Raw genomic sequence first — 14,538 nt, forward strand, 5'->3', positions numbered from 1 at the left:
TTGGAGATTCGCAACAGCCAACGCGATGCGCGCGGACGGTAACCGGTCGCGATCCAGCCGCTCAACCAATCCCCAATCCCCAATCCCGAATCCCAGCCTCACAACAACACCACGTCGAACTGCTCCTGCAGGTATTGTTCGTCGGCCTGGAAGCGGATGGTCTTGCCGAGGAATTCCTCCAGCTCGGCCACCGCCGCCGATTCCTCGTCGGTGATGCGCGCCACCACCTTGGTCGAGGCGATCACCAGCAGGCGCGCCGCGTCGAACTGGCGCACCGCGCGGGTGATCTCGCGGAAGATCTCGTAGGTCACGGTCTCGGCGGTCTTGATCGAGCCGCGCCCGCTGCATTCCGGGCACGGTTCGGACAGCTGCCGCTCCAGGCTCTCCACGGTGCGCTTGCGGGTCATCTCCACCAGGCCCAGCGGCGAGAACTCGTACACCGTGGTCTTGGCGTGGTCGCGCGAGAGCGCCTTCTCCAGCGTGCGCAGCACCTGGCGGCGGTGCTCGGCATCGTCCATGTCGATGAAGTCGATGATGATGATGCCGCCGAGGTTGCGCAGCCGCAGCTGCCGCGCCACCGCCTGCGCCGCCTCCAGGTTGGTGCGGAACACCGTCTCCTCGAGGTTGCGCTGGCCCAGGAACGAGCCGGTATTGACGTCGATGGTAGTCATCGCCTCGGTCTGGTCGATGACCAGGTAGCCGCCGGACTTCAGCGGCACCTGCTTGTCCAGCGCGCGGGCGATCTCGTCCTCGACCCCGTACAGGTCGAAGATCGGGCGGTCGCCGGTGTACAGCTCCAGGCGCTCGGCCAGCACCGGCATGTACTTGGCGACGAAGGCCTGCAGCCGTTCGAAGGTCTCGTGCGAATCGACCTTGACCTTCTCCACGTCCTTGCGGATCAGGTCGCGCACCGCACGCAGCGGCAGGCTCAGGTCCTCGTAGATGATGCTGGCCGGGGCGCCGTCGCGGCCGCGCCGCTCGACCACGTTCCAGACCCGCGACAGGTAGGCGATGTCCTCGGCCAGGGCCTCGGCCGGCTGGCCCTCGGCATTGGTGCGGATGATGTAGCCGAAACCGCCGTGGCTGGCGGCCAGGTCGGCGACCAGGGTCTTCAGGCGCTGCCGTTCGGCCTCGTCCTCGATCCGCGCCGACACGCCGATCACCCGCGACTGCGGCAGCAGCACCAGATAGCGCGAGGGAATGCTGATCTGCGTGGTCAGCCGCGCGCCCTTGCTGCCGATCGGGTCCTTGACCACCTGCACCACGATGTCCTGGCCGTCGCGCAGCAGTTCCACGATCGGCACCGCCGCCGAGACCGGCAGCGGCGTGGCTTCCTCGGTGTCGCCGTTGCCGACCGGTGCCGGCCGCACCACGTCGTTGGCGTGCAGGAACGCCGCGCGCTCCAACCCGACCTCGACGAAGGCGGCCTGCATGCCCGGCATCACCCGCTGCACGCGGCCCTTGTAGATGTTGCCGACCACGCCGCGGCGCCAGCCGCGCTCGATGTGCAGCTCCTGCAGCATGCCGTTCTCGATGACGGCCACCCGGGTCTCGCGTGGTGTGACGTTGACCAGGATCTCTTGCGACATCACAGCACTCCGAAGGTGCGCAGCAGGTGGTGGGTCTGGTGCAGGGGCAGGCCCATCACCCCGGAATAACTGCCGTCGAGACGGCTGACGAAACGTTCGGCGCCGCCCTGGATCGCATACGCGCCGGCCCGCCCCATCGGCTCGCCGCTGGCCACGTAGTCGGCGATGTCGCGTGCGGACAAGTCGGCGAAGGTCACCGCCGTCGGCACCAGCACCAGCTCTTCGCGGCCGGCGGCGACCAGCGCCACCGCCGTCATCGCCTGGTGGGTGCGCCCGGACAGGGCCGCCAGCATCGCCGCCGCATCCTCGGCATCGGCCGGCTTGCCGAACACGCGGTCGTCCAGTACCACTTCGGTGTCGGCGCCGAGCACCACCGCATCGGCGGCATCGGCCAGTTGCGCCAACCCGGCGCGGGCCTTGTCCAGCGCCACCCGGCGCACATAGGCCTGCGCCGACTCGTCGGCCGCGCGCACTTCCGGCACCTCGAGATCGAGGATCCGGAACGGCACGCCGAGGCGGGTCAGCAGTTCGTTTCTGCGAGGGGAACGGGACGCGAGATACAGCATGGCCGAAGGATAACCCGACCGGACTGACTGAACGATCGCTAATTGCGGGACGATCGCTTCGACCCCGGCGAAGATCACGACGCGTTCATCGTCGCGGCAACACCCTCGCCCAATCTTCACAAGGAGAACATCGATGCGCGCATTGTCCGTCCGCCCGCTGCTGCTGGCCCTGTCCCTCGCCCTAGGAGGCACGATGACCGCCCACGCCCAATCCGCCGCGCCCGGCTACGCCGTGCCCGCCGACGGCACCCTGCTCAACATCGCCGCGCAGGCCGAGGCCAAGCGCGCGCCCGACGTCGCCGCCATCTCCGCCGGCGTGGTCACCCAGGCCACCGACAGCGCCGCGGCGATGCGCCAGAACGCCGAGCAGATGACCAAGGTGCTGGCCGCGATCCGCGCCGCCGGCATCGCCGACAAGGACGTGCAGACCAGCGGGGTCAGCCTCAACCCGCAGTACAAGTACGCCGAGAACCAGGCCCCGCAGATCATCGGCTACCAGGCCAGCAACTCGGTGAACCTCAAGGTGCGCGACATCGCCAAGCTCGGCAAGGTGCTCGACGCGCTGGCCGCGCAGGGCGCCAACCAGATCAACGGTCCCACCTTCGAGATCGACAACCCCGAACCGTTGTACGACCAGGCGCGGGTCGATGCGCTGAAGAAGGCGCAGGCACGCGCGCAGACCTACGCCAAGGCACTGGGCCTGCAGGTGCGGCGCATCGTCAGCATTTCCGAAGGCAGCAGCGGCGGCGTGCGGCCGCCGATGCCGATGATGCGCACGATGGCGATGAAGGCGGAGATGGACAGCACCCCGGTCGCGCCGGGCGAGAGCAGCGTCTCTGTCAACCTGGACGTGGTGTTCGAACTGGGCAAGTAAGCCCTGTCCCGACCCTCACCTCGCGACGGCGCCTGCGGGCGCCGTCGTCGTGTCCGGCTGCAGCGGCACCCTGCCCTGGTCGCGATCGCGCCCAGCGCTGGCCCCTGCCCTCTTGCCAAAGCCACCGCGACCGGCGCACTGTCGAAACGCGGACGGGCGCGCTGACCCCATCCGCCGCGCCCGTGCGTTTTTGCCGTACCGCAGTCCACGACACTCCTATCGCAGAGGTGGATCCATGGTTCGCACGCAACTCCCCGCCCCGTCCTTCCGCATCGACCTGTCCCGGGTCCTGGCCTACAGCACCGCGATCGCCCTGCACCTGCTGGCCGCCCTGTTGCTGCTGCTCCCGCTCTCGCACGTGACCGCGCCGCCGGAACCGGCGCAGGTGCAGCCGCGCTGGCAGCAACCCGTGGTGGTCCAGGTCACCCCGCCGCCGCCGGTCCTTCCCACCATCGAGAAGCAGACGCCGACGCAGCCGCGCACTCCAACCGTGGTGCCGGTGCCGACCTCGACGCCGGCGCCAGCGTTCGACAGCAGCCCGGTGGCGCTGGATAGTGCGCCCAACATCGACCCCACGCCCAGCATCGCCGCGCCCAGCCTGCCCCCGGCGAGCATGAGCGCGCCGGTGGACGGCATGCAGTTGCAGTACCTGCGCGCGCCGGCGCCGCCGTATCCGCGCGACGCGCTGCGCGATCGCCTGCAGGGCAGCGTGCTGCTGCGGGTGCTGGTCGGCACCGACGGGCAGCCGCTGCAGGTCACTGTCGAGAAGAGCAGCGGCCACCGGGTGCTGGACCAGGCCGCACGCGACCAGGTGCTCAAGCGCTGGGCGTTCAAGCCTGCGCTGCAGAACGGCACGCCGGTGCAGGCGTACGGGCTGGTACCGGTCGATTTTTCGATGGACCGCTGAGGGCTGTGATGCGCCGGCCGGGCACCGCCCGGCCGTGCGCGTTAGGCAAAAATTCACCGTTTATTCACGATAGATACACCTAGATGGAAACCAGCTGACCGTCAAAAGGTCGGCGCTTTCGCCACAAAGTCACAACCTGCGTTTCCAGTTAGGAGAGAAACTGTGAACACCTCGACCCAACGGCGTGCAACCCGCCGTACCCTGTTGTGCGCCTCCGTCGCCGGCGTTCTCGCCACCCTCGCGGGCCCTGCCGCCCTCGCCCAGGAAGCGGCCACCAATCTCGACCGCATCACCGTCACCGGCTCCAACATTCCCCGCACCAACACCGAGACCCCGGCGCCGGTGCAGGTGGTGAGCCGCCAGGAAATCGACCGCAGCGGCAAGACCTCGCTGGGCGAGTATTTGCAGACCCTGACCGCCAATGGCGCCGGCGCGGTGCCGAAGAGCTTCGGCCAAGGTTTCGCAGGCGGTGGCTCCGGCATCTCGCTGCGCGGCCTGGGCGCCGGTTCCACCCTGGTGTTGTTGAACGGCCGCCGCATGGCCACCTATGGCCTGGCCGACGACGGCCAGAAGGTCTTCACCGACCTCAGCACCATCCCGCTGGATGCGGTCGAGCGGGTCGAAGTGCTGAAGGACGGCGCCTCGGCGATCTACGGCTCCGACGCCATCGCCGGCGTGGTCAACATCATCCTGCGCAGCGACTTCCAGGGCGCGATCCTGCGCGGCTCCTACGGCATCTCCGGCGACGGTGATGGCGATGCGCGCAAAGCGACCCTCACTGCCGGCACCGGCGACCTCTCCAGCGATGGCTGGAACGCGTTCTTCAGCCTCGACGTGGGCAAGACCGATGCGATCAAGATCGGCGACCGCAAGGACCGCAAGTGGATCGGTACCGGCGACATCCGTCGCTGGGGCTACGCCGCGCAGGACGCACAGTTTCTCGGTGGCGCCTACCGCAGCGGCGGCACCAACATCGGCAGCCTGAACGGCCCGAACGGCTCCGTGTTCGACACCACCGGACAACTGGTCGCGCTGCCCGGCTGCGCCGGCCTGACGACCATCCCAGGACAGACCGAAACCACCTCGCAGGCGCAGGGCTGCCTGTGGGATCCGGTGCAGCAGTTCCGCGACCTGTCGCCCAAAGAGAAGTACGTCAATGTGTTCGGCCGCGCCAGCTTCGCCTTCGGCGAGGGCGGCGAGATCTACACCGAGATCGGCTACTCGAAGAAGAACACGGTCTTTTCCAATACCCCGTCCAACGTGTCCGGCGGCTGGGGCTACCCGGGCGGCCCGGTCAACGCCAACAGCGGTGCTGGCGCCACGGTGCTCTATGCCGGCCATCCGGACAACCCGTTGCCCTACGCCGCGCGCGTGCGCTACAGCGCCTGGGACGTGGGCCCGCGCGTCACCGACAACACCAACGAATTCAACCGCTTCCTGGTCGGCGTGAAGGGCAACTGGGGCGACTGGACCTACGACACCGGCTACCTGCACTCGGGCACCGACCTGAGCAGCAAGCGCACCGGCTTCCTGCGCTACAGCGCCGTGCGCTGCGTGCTCGGCAACCCGGCCTGCCCGGCCGGCACCTGGCGCATCGGCGACAACGCCAACCTCAACTCGCAGGCGTTGTACGACTACATCTCGCCGACCATCAGCGCGCGCGCCAAGTCCGCATTGGACATGTTCGACTTCACCGTCTCGCGCAGCCTGGCCGACCTCAAGGGCGGGCCGCTGGGCCTGGCGCTGGGTGCGGAATGGCGCAAGACCAGCAACAGCCTGACCCCGCAGACCTACACCGATATCGGCGACATCATCGGCCTGGGCTACTCGGCCTACGACGGTACCCAGAACGTGTATGCCGGCTATGTCGAGCTGTCGGCGCCGGTGCTGGAGCAACTGGAACTGTCGGCGGCGCTGCGCTACGACAAGTACGACGGCGGCGACGGCAAGGCCACGCCGAAGCTGGGGGTGAAGTGGACGCCGGCCGAGTGGATCGCGCTGCGCGCCAGCTATGCCGAAGGCTTCCGTGCGCCGAACCCGGCCGAGAACGGCAACGGCGGCCTGGCCGCATTCTCCAATGCGGCCGATCCGGTGCGCTGTGCGATCAGTGCCAGCGAGTGCGGCACGCGTTCGGTGGCGATCATCACCCGCCCGAACCCGGCGCTGAAGCCCGAGGAATCCAAGAGCTACTCGGTGGGCTTCGTGCTGCAGCCGACCTCGACAACCTCGCTGACCGTGGACGGCTGGGAGATCAAGCGCACCAACGAGATCGCCCCGAGCAGCACCCGCGATGCGATCCTTGCCGGCAACGTGCTGCGCGACAGCAACAACATCGGCGGCGTCGCCAACAGCGGCACCATCCTGGCGGTCAACACTGGCTACGTGAACGCGAACTCCTCGCGCGTGCGCGGTATCGACACCGACATCCGCCAGACCTTCGCGATCGGCCCGGGCCAGTTGGAACTGGACGCGCAGTGGAGCCACCTGCTCAAGTTCGAGCGTACCGAAGGCGGCAGCACCGTCGACTACGTGGGCACGCATGGCAACTGCGACGTGACCAACTGCATCGGCACGCCGCAGGACCGCATCAATTTCGGTACCACCTGGAAGCAGGGCAGCTGGAGCGTGAGCGGCGTGCTGAACTACATCGACAGCATCGAGAACAAGGACAGCCGTGGTGGCGAGTACCAGGCGTTCTACGCCGACGGCACGCCGGTCAAGAAGATCGCCTCGTTCACCACCTTCGATCTGTCGGGCCGCTGGAACATCACCGAGGCGTTCGAGCTGAGCGCGTCGGTGGAGAACGTGTTCGACCGGATCGCGCCGCTGGATCCGACCACCTACGGTGCGGTCAACTACAACCCGCTGCACGTCAGCGGCGCGATCGGTCGCTACTTCACGGTGGGCGCGAAGTACACGTTCAACTGATCGCGAACGTCGCAAGGCCCTAACGAAAAGCCCGGGCGCAAGCCCGGGCTTTTTGCTGCAGTGATCGGCTCACAAGCATCGACATTCAGGCCCACATTCCCGCCTTGCGGGCGCGCACAGTAAGCGATCAGGCGATCAGGCGCGATGATAAGGATGATTAGCCAACATCGCCGCGGCGCGGTAGAGCTGCTCGGCCACCACCAGCCGTACCAGCATATGCGGCAGGGTCAGCGGCCCCAGCGACCAGGATTCGCTGGCGACCGCCAGCACCTCCGGCGAATGGCCCTCGGGACCGCCGATCAGGAACGCCAGATCGCGCCCCTGTCCGCGCCAGTGCTCCATGCGCTGCGCCAGTTGCTCGGAGCTGTGCTGCTTGCCGGGCACGTCCAGCGCCACCACCAGCGCGTTCTTCGGCAGCGCCGCCAGGACCCGGCGGCCTTCGTCCTCGATCGCGCGTTGCGCATCGCGGCCCTTGCCGCGCAGTCCAGGCTCGATCTCGACCAGATCCAGCGGCAGCCAGTGCGAGAGCCGCTTGCGGTACTCGGCGAAACCCTGCGCCACCCAGGTCGGGGCGCGCTCGCCGGTGGCGATGAGGCGCGCCTTCATGGTGCCGCTCGCCGCACGCGCATCACCCGCGCTCCGCCGCCATGCCTACTGCAGACGGCGCCGACGCCTCGGCGGCGTCCTGCGCCTCGAGTGCGGCACGCTGCTGGCGCAGCCACTGCTTGAGGGTGGCGGGCTGCTGCAGCGCGCGCCGGTCCTGCTCGCAATAGGCGATCTCGTCTTGCAACTGGCGCTTGATCTGCGCCATCAGCGCATCCAGGCGATGCGGCTGCGGGCGGCGCTCCAGGGCCAGCCCATAGTCGGCCACGAACGCATCGACCACCTGCGCCAGCTCCCGTTCGACCTGCTGCAGTTGCGTGGCGAACATCGCGGCATAGTCGCCGATGCGCTCCTCCGCCATGGCCGCGATCCCGACGTGGTCCAGCTGGCCGATCTCGAGTTGCAGTTCCAGCAGGCCCAGCAGATCGTCCTGGCGGTAGACGCGGTTGAGTTCCTGCATCAGAGCGGTCTTGCGTTCGCGCTGCCGCGCATCAGGTTCGCGGTCCGGATGCAGCGCCGCGACCAGGGTGCGGTACAGCGTGCGCCGTGCCTGCTGCGCATCGAACCCGCTCGCAGCCGCGGCGCCGGCGCGGCGGCGCTTGGCATGCCGTTGCGCGCGTCCGTCCGCGTGCGCCTGCTGCTGGTGCTGGCGTTGCTGCAACTGCGCGTACAGGGCTTCCGGGGACGGCAGGTGCTGCAATTCGTCGATGGTCAGGCCGAACTCGGCGGCGAGCGCCGCCTGCATCGCGGCGTCCCCACTGAGGGCATCACCGTCGCCCTGCGCGCCGCGATGGCGCGCATGGATCGGCTTCAGCGCGTCGAACCCGGGCTGCTCCAGCAACGGCGCGGCCAACGCGCAAAGCACCTCGGACAGGTCGGCACGCTCGCGCTTGCCCAGCTTGTGTGCGGCATGCGCGGCATCCAGGTCGTGCACCAGGTGCGCCTGCGCGGCGTCGCGCGCCTGCAGCAACGGCTCGACCTGCGCGTGGAATCGCTGTTCCCAGCGCGGCAGCGCCTCGCGCCAGTCGCGCAACTCCTCGCGGGTCCGCTCCAGGCGTTCGATCAGCGCATCGAAGCGCTTGCGTGCCGGCGTGGCCAGCAGCTGCGTCGCGGCGCCGGTACCGGCGCGGATCCGGGCGGACGGCGCGAGCTCGAAGCCGCCCGCCGGCAGCCCGGCCTGCCGCTTAGGCATCGCGTGCCGTGTCGTCGCCGTCGTCGTCACCCGGCGGCTGGTCGCCGACCGTCCACAGCCGCTCCAGCGCGTAGAACTCGCGCACCCGCGGCAGCATCACGTGCACCACCACGTCGCCGAGGTCGACCAGCACCCACTCGGCCTCGCGCTCGCCTTCCACGCCCAGCGGCATCACGTCCAGGCGCTTGGCGTACTTGATGACTTCGTCGGCGATCGACTTGACGTGGCGGGTGGAGGTGCCGGAGACGATGACCAGGTAGTCGGTGACGCTGGACTTGCCGCGCACGTCGATTTCCGCCACGTCCTTGGCCTTGAGTTCCTCGACTGCCTCGCGGACGTGGGCGAGCAGGACCGGCAGCGGCGGCGGCGGATTGGGGACTTGGGTCTTGATGACGTGGGCTTGACTGGACAAAGCGGCGAACTCGAAGGAATGGGGCGAATTATAGGCGACCCCGGCAGGACGCGTATTCAGCCAGCCGCGGCCGCGCCGGGCGCATACAGACCGTGGTCGCGGATGTAGGCGGCCACGGCCGGCGGCAGCAGTGCCGCCCAGTCCTCGCCGGCGGCGATGCGCGCCCGCACCAGGCTGGCCGATTCGCTGCGCAGCGGCTGCCGCAGGCACCACAGGCGGCCGCCCGGCGCACGGGCCAGCGCCTGCGGCGTCTCGGCCCAGCGTCCGGCCACCGCCTGCGCCAGTTCCGCCGGCACCGCCCGCTCCCAGCCGCTGCCGGCGCGGTCGGCGACGATCAGGTGCGCCGCCTCGAGCAGCGCCCGCCATTCGCGCCACCCACTGAAGCTGACAAAGCTGTCGCTGCCGATCAGCAGCGCCAGCGGCGCGTCGGCGCCGAGTTCGGCACGCAGCTCGCGCACCGTGTCGATGCTGTAGGACGCCACGCCGGGCCGGGCCTGCGCGCGCCGCACTTCGTGCAGGTCAAGGACCAGCCCCGGCGTATCGGCGATGGCCAGCGCCAGCATCGCGCAGCGCTGCTGCGCATCGGCCCCGGGGGCCGGCCGATGCGGCGGATCGGCCGCCGGCATCAGCCGCACCGGCACCCCGAACGCATCCCGCGCCGCCCGCGCGATCGCCAGGTGGCCGTTGTGGATGGGGTCGAAGGTGCCGCCGTAGACGAGGGTGAGAGGACGGGATTCGGGAGTCGGGATTGGGGATTCGTCAACGGCGGGAAGCTCTGCGCGCGCATCCTGCATCCTCGGATCGCCGCTGTTGCCAATCCCCAATCCCGACTCCCCATTCCCGGCCGTCATACCACCAACAACCGCACCGCCCGCGCCTCGGCGATCGCCAGCAGCAGGCGTTCCAGGGCGATCCAGGCGTCGCCGTCGGCGCGGCCCTTGGCGATGCGGTCGATGCGTCCGGCCTCGGCGGCGAAGCGTTCCCAGCGGCGCGGCTCGGCGTGGCGCTGCAGGGCGCGCTTGAACGGCGCCTGCCGCGATTCCCAGATGCCCTGCCCCTTCATTTCCGCCGCCAGGTTGCCGCCGGCGGCCTGCACCTTGGCCAGCGCGGCGGTGCGCAGCAGTTCCTTGATCAGGATCGGCAGCAGCGCGGCCACCGCCTCGCCCTCGGCGCGCAGGCCGGCGAGCATGCGCCGCACCGCCGGCGCCTGCCCGCCGAGCGTGGCCTCGGCCAGGCGGAACACGTCGTAGCGCGCGGCATCGGCGACCAGCGACTCCATCGCCGCCACGTCCAGGCCCTGGCCGTCGGCCAGCAGGGCCAGCTTGTCGATCTCCTGCGCCGCCGCCAGCAGGTTGCCTTCCACCCGTTCGGCCAGGCGCTGCACCGCGCCGGCGTCGGCGCGCAAGCCCTTGCTGCGCAGGCGCCGCTCGATCCAGTCGCCCAGTTCGTGCGGCTTGATCGCCCAGGCCACGGCGATGGTGCCGATGCGCGCGACGGCGTCGGCCCACTTGCCCTGGTGCGCCTTGCTCCACTCGTTGCAGGTGATCAGCAGCACCACGTCCGGCGGCGGGTTGGCGCAGAACGCGCTGATGACCTCGCCACCCTCCTTGCCGGGCTTGCCGCTGGGCAGGCGCAGTTCGATCAGGCGTTGCGCGCTGAACAGGCTGGGCGCGTTGAAACTGGAATACAGCTGGCCCCAGTCGAAATCGCGACCGTCGGCATCGAACACCTCGCGCTCGCCGATGCCGGCGGCGCGCGCGCGGGCGCGCACGGCATCGGCGGCTTCGAGCACGCGCAGGGTTTCCGGACCGGCGATCAGGTAGACCGGCTGCAGCGGCTGCGACGCCGGCTGGGTGGCGAGTTGTTCGGGACGCAGTTCCATGGCGACAGCCTACGCTGCTGCAGGCGGAGACGGCGAACGCCACGCGCCAGCAGCGAACGGCATGGCCGCCGCGCGCGGCGGCGAAGGCAGCAGGGCCACGCTCAAGGCTGCGGCGTGGTCGCCGGCTTGCCTGCGGCCGGGGTGCCGTCGGCCGGCTTGCCTTCCACCGGCGTGCCGTCGGTCGACGGCGGCGCGGCGTTGACGTCCTTGCCGTCGCGCACCTGCGCGCGCACCACGCTGTCGATCCGGCGCAGCATCGAGGCCGACATCTCGCGGCGCAGTTCGTCGGCCAGTATCTCGCGCTCGGTGGAGGTACCGGTGGCGTCGGTCGGCGGGGAGACGTAGTCGCGCGACAGCTCGATCACCTGCTGCGGCACCAGCACGCTGCCGTCGGCGCGGCGGAACAGGAAGATCGCTGCGTAGCGCAGGCTGTATTCCTGGGCGCGGCCTTCGGCATCGAGCGCGATCGGCAGGTCGCCCCAGCGCTCGGACAGCACTTCCAGGCGGGCCACGCCGGTGTTGACGTCCTTGGGCGCGATCTCCGCACCGGCCGCGCGCAGGCCGCGCTCGAGCAGCTTGGCCAGCTCGCTGTACGGCGCCGAGGACACCACCTTCACCGACGGCGTATCCGCCGGCAGGGTCAGCTTGTTGCGCAGATGGAAACCGCAGGCGGTCAGGGACGCCGCGAAGACGAAAGCGAGCAGGAGTCGGGTCATGGACACAGTCTGGAGGAGCCGGCTGGGCGCGGCAACAGGCGGCTAGCCTGCCGTACGCCGCGTGAACGCGGGTTGAGACCTGATGCCGCACCGCGCGGCCGCGATGCGGCCGCCGCGGCGCGCCGGCTCACGCCGCCACCAGGTTCACGATCTTGCCGGGGACGATGATGATCTTGCGGATGCTCAGCCCTTCCAGGAACTTGGCCGCATTCGGCTCGGCCTGGGCCAGCGCCTCGATCTGCTCGCGCGGGGTATCGGCGCCGACCTCGATGGTGCCGCGCAGCTTGCCGTTGACCTGCACCGCCAGGGTCACCGCGTCGCGCACCAGCGCGGCCGGGTCCGGCTGCGGGAACGGCACGTCCTCCAGCAGCGTCGCCGGATGGCCCAGCGCCTGCCACAGCGCGTGGCTGGCATGCGGGGTGATCGGGTTGAGCAGCAGCACCGCCGCCTCCAGCGCTTCCTGGCGCACCGCGCGGCCCTGCGCGCCGGTGTCGTCGAACTTGGCCAGCGCGTTGGTCAGCTCCATCACCGCGGCGATGGCGGTGTTGAAGCTGTGGCGGCGGCCGTAGTCGTCGGCGACCTTGCCGATGGTCTCGTGGGTCTTGCGCCGCAGCGCCTTGTGCTCGGCGTCCAGCGCGGCCGGGTCCAGCGCCGGGGCGGCGCCGTCGGCGACGTGCTTGTGCACCTGCGCCCACAACCGGCGCAGGAACCGCGCCATGCCGTCGACGCCGGCCTCGTTCCACTCCAGCGACTGCTCCGGCGGCGCGGCGAACATCGAGAACAGACGCACCGTGTCGGCGCCGTACTTGCCGACCATCGCCTGCGGATCGACGCCGTTGTTCTTGGACTTGGACATCTTCTCGGTGCCGCCGATCAGCACCGGCTGGCCGTCGCCGCGGTGCACCGCGCCGATCACCCGCGCCTTGTCGTCGCGCTGCACGTCCACGTCGGCCGGGTTGATCCAGTCCTTGGAGCCGTCCGGGTTCTGCCGGTAGAAGGTCTCGGCGATCACCATGCCCTGGGTCAGCAGGTTGGTCGCCGGCTCGTCGCTGTCCACCAGGCGCGCATCGCGCAGCAGCTTGTGGAAGAAGCGGAAGTACATCAGGTGCAGGATCGCGTGTTCGATGCCGCCGATGTACTGGTCCACCGGCAGCCAGTAGTTGCCGCGCTTGTCGACCATGTCCTTGGCGCCGGGCGAGGTATACCGCGCGTAGTACCAGCTCGACTCCATGAAGGTGTCGAAGGTGTCGGTCTCGCGCTCGGCCGCCGCGCCGCACTGCGGGCAGGTGGTCTTGCGCCATTCCGGGTCGGTCTTCAGCGGCGAGCCGGTGCCGCTCAGGGCCACGTTCTCCGGCAGCAGCACCGGCAACTGGTCCTCGGGGACCGGCACCGCGCCGCAGCTCTGGCAGTAGATCACCGGGATCGGGCAGCCCCAGTAGCGCTGGCGGCTGACGCCCCAGTCGCGCAGGCGGTAGTTGACCCGGCGCTGGCCCTGGCCCTTGCGCTCGAAGCGCTCGGCCAGCGCCTCGAACGCGCCCTGGAAGTCCAGCCCGTCGAACTCGGCGGAATTGACCAGTTCCAGCTCGCGGGTCTTGTCGCCGTACCAGTCCTGCCAGCGGGTCGGGTCGTAGCTGCGCTCGTCGTCGTTCTTCGGCGCCTTCAGCGCGATCACCTGGCGGATCGGCAGGGCGTACTTGCTGGCGAACTCGAAATCGCGCTGGTCGTGGCCGGGCACCGCCATCACCGCGCCGGTGCCGTACCCCATCAGCACGAAGTTGGCGACCCACACCGGCACCTGCTCGCCGCTGATCGGGTGCACCGCGGTCAGGCCGGTGGCCATGCCGCGCTTTTCCTGGGTTTCCAGCTCCGCCTCGGAGACGCCGCCCTGCTTCAGCTCGGCCAGCAGCGCGGCCAGCTCGGGATTGGACTTGGCCGCATGCAGCGCCAGCGGATGCTCGCTGGCGATGGACACGAAGGTCACGCCCATCAGCGTGTCCGGGCGCGTGGTGAACACGCGCAGCGGATCCAGCGCGCTGCCGTCGGCGTCGCGCACGTCGAACTGGATCTCCAGGCCCTCGGAGCGGCCGATCCAGTTGCGCTGCATGGTCTTGACCGACTCCGGCCAGCCCGGCAGCTGGTCCAGGCCGTCCAGCAGTTCCTGTGCGTAGTCGGTGATGCGCAGGAACCACTGCGGGATCTCGCGCTTTTCCACCAGCGCGCCGGAGCGCCAGCCGCGGCCGTCGATGACCTGCTCGTTGGCCAGCACGGTCTGGTCGATCGGGTCCCAGTTCACCACCGCGTTGCGGCGGTAGGCCAGGCCCTTGCGCATCAGCCGGGTGAACATGCGCTGCTCGTGCACGTAGTACTCGGGCCGGCAGGTGGCGAACTCGCGCGACCAGTCGATGGCATAGCCCAGCGACTTGAGCTGGCTGCGCATGTGGTCGATGTTGGCGTAGGTCCACTTCGCCGGCGCGGTCTTGTTCTTGATCGCTGCGTTCTCGGCCGGCAGGCCGAACGCGTCCCAGCCCATCGGCTGCAGCACGTTCTTGCCGATCATGCGCTGGTAGCGGCTGATCACGTCGCCGATGGTGTAGTTGCGCACGTGGCCCATGTGCAGCGCCCCGGACGGGTACGGCAGCATCGACAGGCAGTAGAACTTGGGCTTGTCGGAGGTCTCGTCGACCTCGAAGGCGCGGGTGGCGTCCCAGAACTGCTGGGCGGAGGATTCGACCTGCTGCGGGTCGTAGGCGGTGGGCTCGACGGCGGACATGGAAACGGGCAAGGGCCAGGCGGCAACAAAGCGGCCAAGGGTACCGTAGCGCGGCAAGCCGCTCCAATCCCGGCGACAGGCGGCAAAGGCGCGGGACGC

Annotated in this window: 12 protein-coding genes; 3 read left to right on the top strand and 9 right to left on the bottom strand. The window is 69.6% G+C overall.

What is annotated here, in order from left to right; translation table 11 throughout:
- Nucleotides 1-98 precede the first annotated feature (98 nt).
- Both rng and PIQ37_RS09885 read right to left on the bottom strand, forming a co-directional pair.
- Nucleotides 99-1,589: a ribonuclease G gene (gene rng / locus PIQ37_RS09880; protein WP_010340444.1), complete on the bottom strand. Its 1,491-nt coding sequence runs from the start codon at nt 1,587-1,589 to the stop codon at nt 99-101.
- The gene (locus tag PIQ37_RS09885) at nt 1,589-2,155 is read right to left on the bottom strand and encodes a Maf family nucleotide pyrophosphatase (RefSeq protein WP_043092635.1); all 567 of its coding nucleotides are present in this window, start codon (nt 2,153-2,155) and stop codon (nt 1,589-1,591) included. The genes rng and PIQ37_RS09885 overlap by 1 nt, the downstream gene beginning before the upstream one ends.
- 133 nt (nt 2,156-2,288) lie before the next feature.
- Between PIQ37_RS09885 and PIQ37_RS09890 the strand changes: the two genes are divergently transcribed.
- From PIQ37_RS09890 to PIQ37_RS09900, 3 genes are all read left to right on the top strand, one after another.
- Complete coding sequence (locus tag PIQ37_RS09890) at nt 2,289-3,029, top strand: SIMPL domain-containing protein (RefSeq protein ID WP_342073333.1); 741 nt, start codon at nt 2,289-2,291, stop codon at nt 3,027-3,029.
- Between the two features lie 235 nt (nt 3,030-3,264).
- Nucleotides 3,265-3,936, top strand: a complete 672-nt coding sequence (locus PIQ37_RS09895) for an energy transducer TonB (protein ID WP_342073334.1) — start codon at nt 3,265-3,267, stop codon at nt 3,934-3,936.
- Between the two features lie 201 nt (nt 3,937-4,137).
- The gene (locus PIQ37_RS09900) at nt 4,138-6,864 is read left to right on the top strand and encodes a TonB-dependent receptor (protein WP_407136589.1); all 2,727 of its coding nucleotides are present in this window, start codon (nt 4,138-4,140) and stop codon (nt 6,862-6,864) included.
- A 135-nt stretch (nt 6,865-6,999) separates the two neighbouring features.
- On the opposite strand, the gene rlmH is transcribed toward PIQ37_RS09900, so the two are convergent.
- The 7 genes from rlmH to leuS all read right to left on the bottom strand — a co-directional run bounded on the left by rlmH (nt 7,000) and on the right by leuS (nt 14,439).
- A complete protein-coding gene (gene rlmH / locus PIQ37_RS09905) occupies nt 7,000-7,470 on the bottom strand; it encodes a 23S rRNA (pseudouridine(1915)-N(3))-methyltransferase RlmH (protein ID WP_160961086.1) in 471 nt (156 codons plus the stop codon).
- 22 nt (nt 7,471-7,492) lie between these two features.
- A complete protein-coding gene (locus PIQ37_RS09910) occupies nt 7,493-8,659 on the bottom strand; it encodes a J domain-containing protein (protein WP_342073336.1) in 1,167 nt (388 codons plus the stop codon).
- Nucleotides 8,652-9,071, bottom strand: a complete 420-nt coding sequence (rsfS, locus tag PIQ37_RS09915) for a ribosome silencing factor (RefSeq protein ID WP_160961088.1) — start codon at nt 9,069-9,071, stop codon at nt 8,652-8,654. Before rsfS ends, PIQ37_RS09910 begins: the two co-directional genes overlap by 8 nt.
- A gap of 56 nt (nt 9,072-9,127) precedes the next feature.
- Nucleotides 9,128-9,922, bottom strand: coding sequence for a nicotinate-nucleotide adenylyltransferase (nadD, locus tag PIQ37_RS09920; protein ID WP_407136586.1), 795 nt, complete (start codon nt 9,920-9,922; stop codon nt 9,128-9,130).
- On the bottom strand, nt 9,919-10,953 hold the full coding sequence (holA, locus tag PIQ37_RS09925; RefSeq protein ID WP_342073338.1) for a DNA polymerase III subunit delta: 1,035 nt from the start codon (nt 10,951-10,953) through the stop codon (nt 9,919-9,921). The genes nadD and holA overlap by 4 nt, the downstream gene beginning before the upstream one ends.
- Nucleotides 10,954-11,054: 101 nt before the next feature.
- Nucleotides 11,055-11,669 carry an LPS-assembly lipoprotein LptE gene (locus PIQ37_RS09930; RefSeq protein WP_342073339.1) on the bottom strand — a complete coding sequence of 205 codons (615 nt, stop codon included), beginning with the start codon at nt 11,667-11,669 and terminating at the stop codon, nt 11,055-11,057.
- A gap of 127 nt (nt 11,670-11,796) precedes the next feature.
- Nucleotides 11,797-14,439 (bottom strand): leucine--tRNA ligase, encoded by a 2,643-nt coding sequence (gene leuS / locus PIQ37_RS09935; RefSeq protein ID WP_342073340.1) that lies wholly within the window; start codon nt 14,437-14,439, stop codon nt 11,797-11,799.
- Nucleotides 14,440-14,538 lie beyond the last annotated feature (99 nt).

The sequence above is a fragment of the Xanthomonas protegens genome (assembly GCF_038442435.1).
GTDB lineage: Bacteria > Pseudomonadota > Gammaproteobacteria > Xanthomonadales > Xanthomonadaceae > Xanthomonas_A > Xanthomonas_A sontii.

Bases quoted from the DNA above. Each gene is read 5' to 3' on its own strand.
- rng (WP_010340444.1), bottom strand. From the start codon at position 1,589: ATGTCGCAAGAGATCCTGGTCAACGTCACACCACGCGAGACCCGGGTG.
- PIQ37_RS09885 (WP_043092635.1), bottom strand. From the start codon at position 2,155: ATGCTGTATCTCGCGTCCCGTTCCCCTCGCAGAAACGAACTGCTGACC.
- PIQ37_RS09890 (WP_342073333.1), top strand. From the start codon at position 2,289: ATGCGCGCATTGTCCGTCCGCCCGCTGCTGCTGGCCCTGTCCCTCGCC.
- PIQ37_RS09895 (WP_342073334.1), top strand. From the start codon at position 3,265: ATGGTTCGCACGCAACTCCCCGCCCCGTCCTTCCGCATCGACCTGTCC.
- rlmH (WP_160961086.1), bottom strand. From the start codon at position 7,470: ATGAAGGCGCGCCTCATCGCCACCGGCGAGCGCGCCCCGACCTGGGTG.
- PIQ37_RS09910 (WP_342073336.1), bottom strand. From the start codon at position 8,659: ATGCCTAAGCGGCAGGCCGGGCTGCCGGCGGGCGGCTTCGAGCTCGCG.
- nadD (WP_407136586.1), bottom strand. From the start codon at position 9,922: ATGACGGCCGGGAATGGGGAGTCGGGATTGGGGATTGGCAACAGCGGC.
- holA (WP_342073338.1), bottom strand. From the start codon at position 10,953: ATGGAACTGCGTCCCGAACAACTCGCCACCCAGCCGGCGTCGCAGCCG.
- PIQ37_RS09930 (WP_342073339.1), bottom strand. From the start codon at position 11,669: ATGACCCGACTCCTGCTCGCTTTCGTCTTCGCGGCGTCCCTGACCGCC.
- leuS (WP_342073340.1), bottom strand. From the start codon at position 14,439: ATGTCCGCCGTCGAGCCCACCGCCTACGACCCGCAGCAGGTCGAATCC.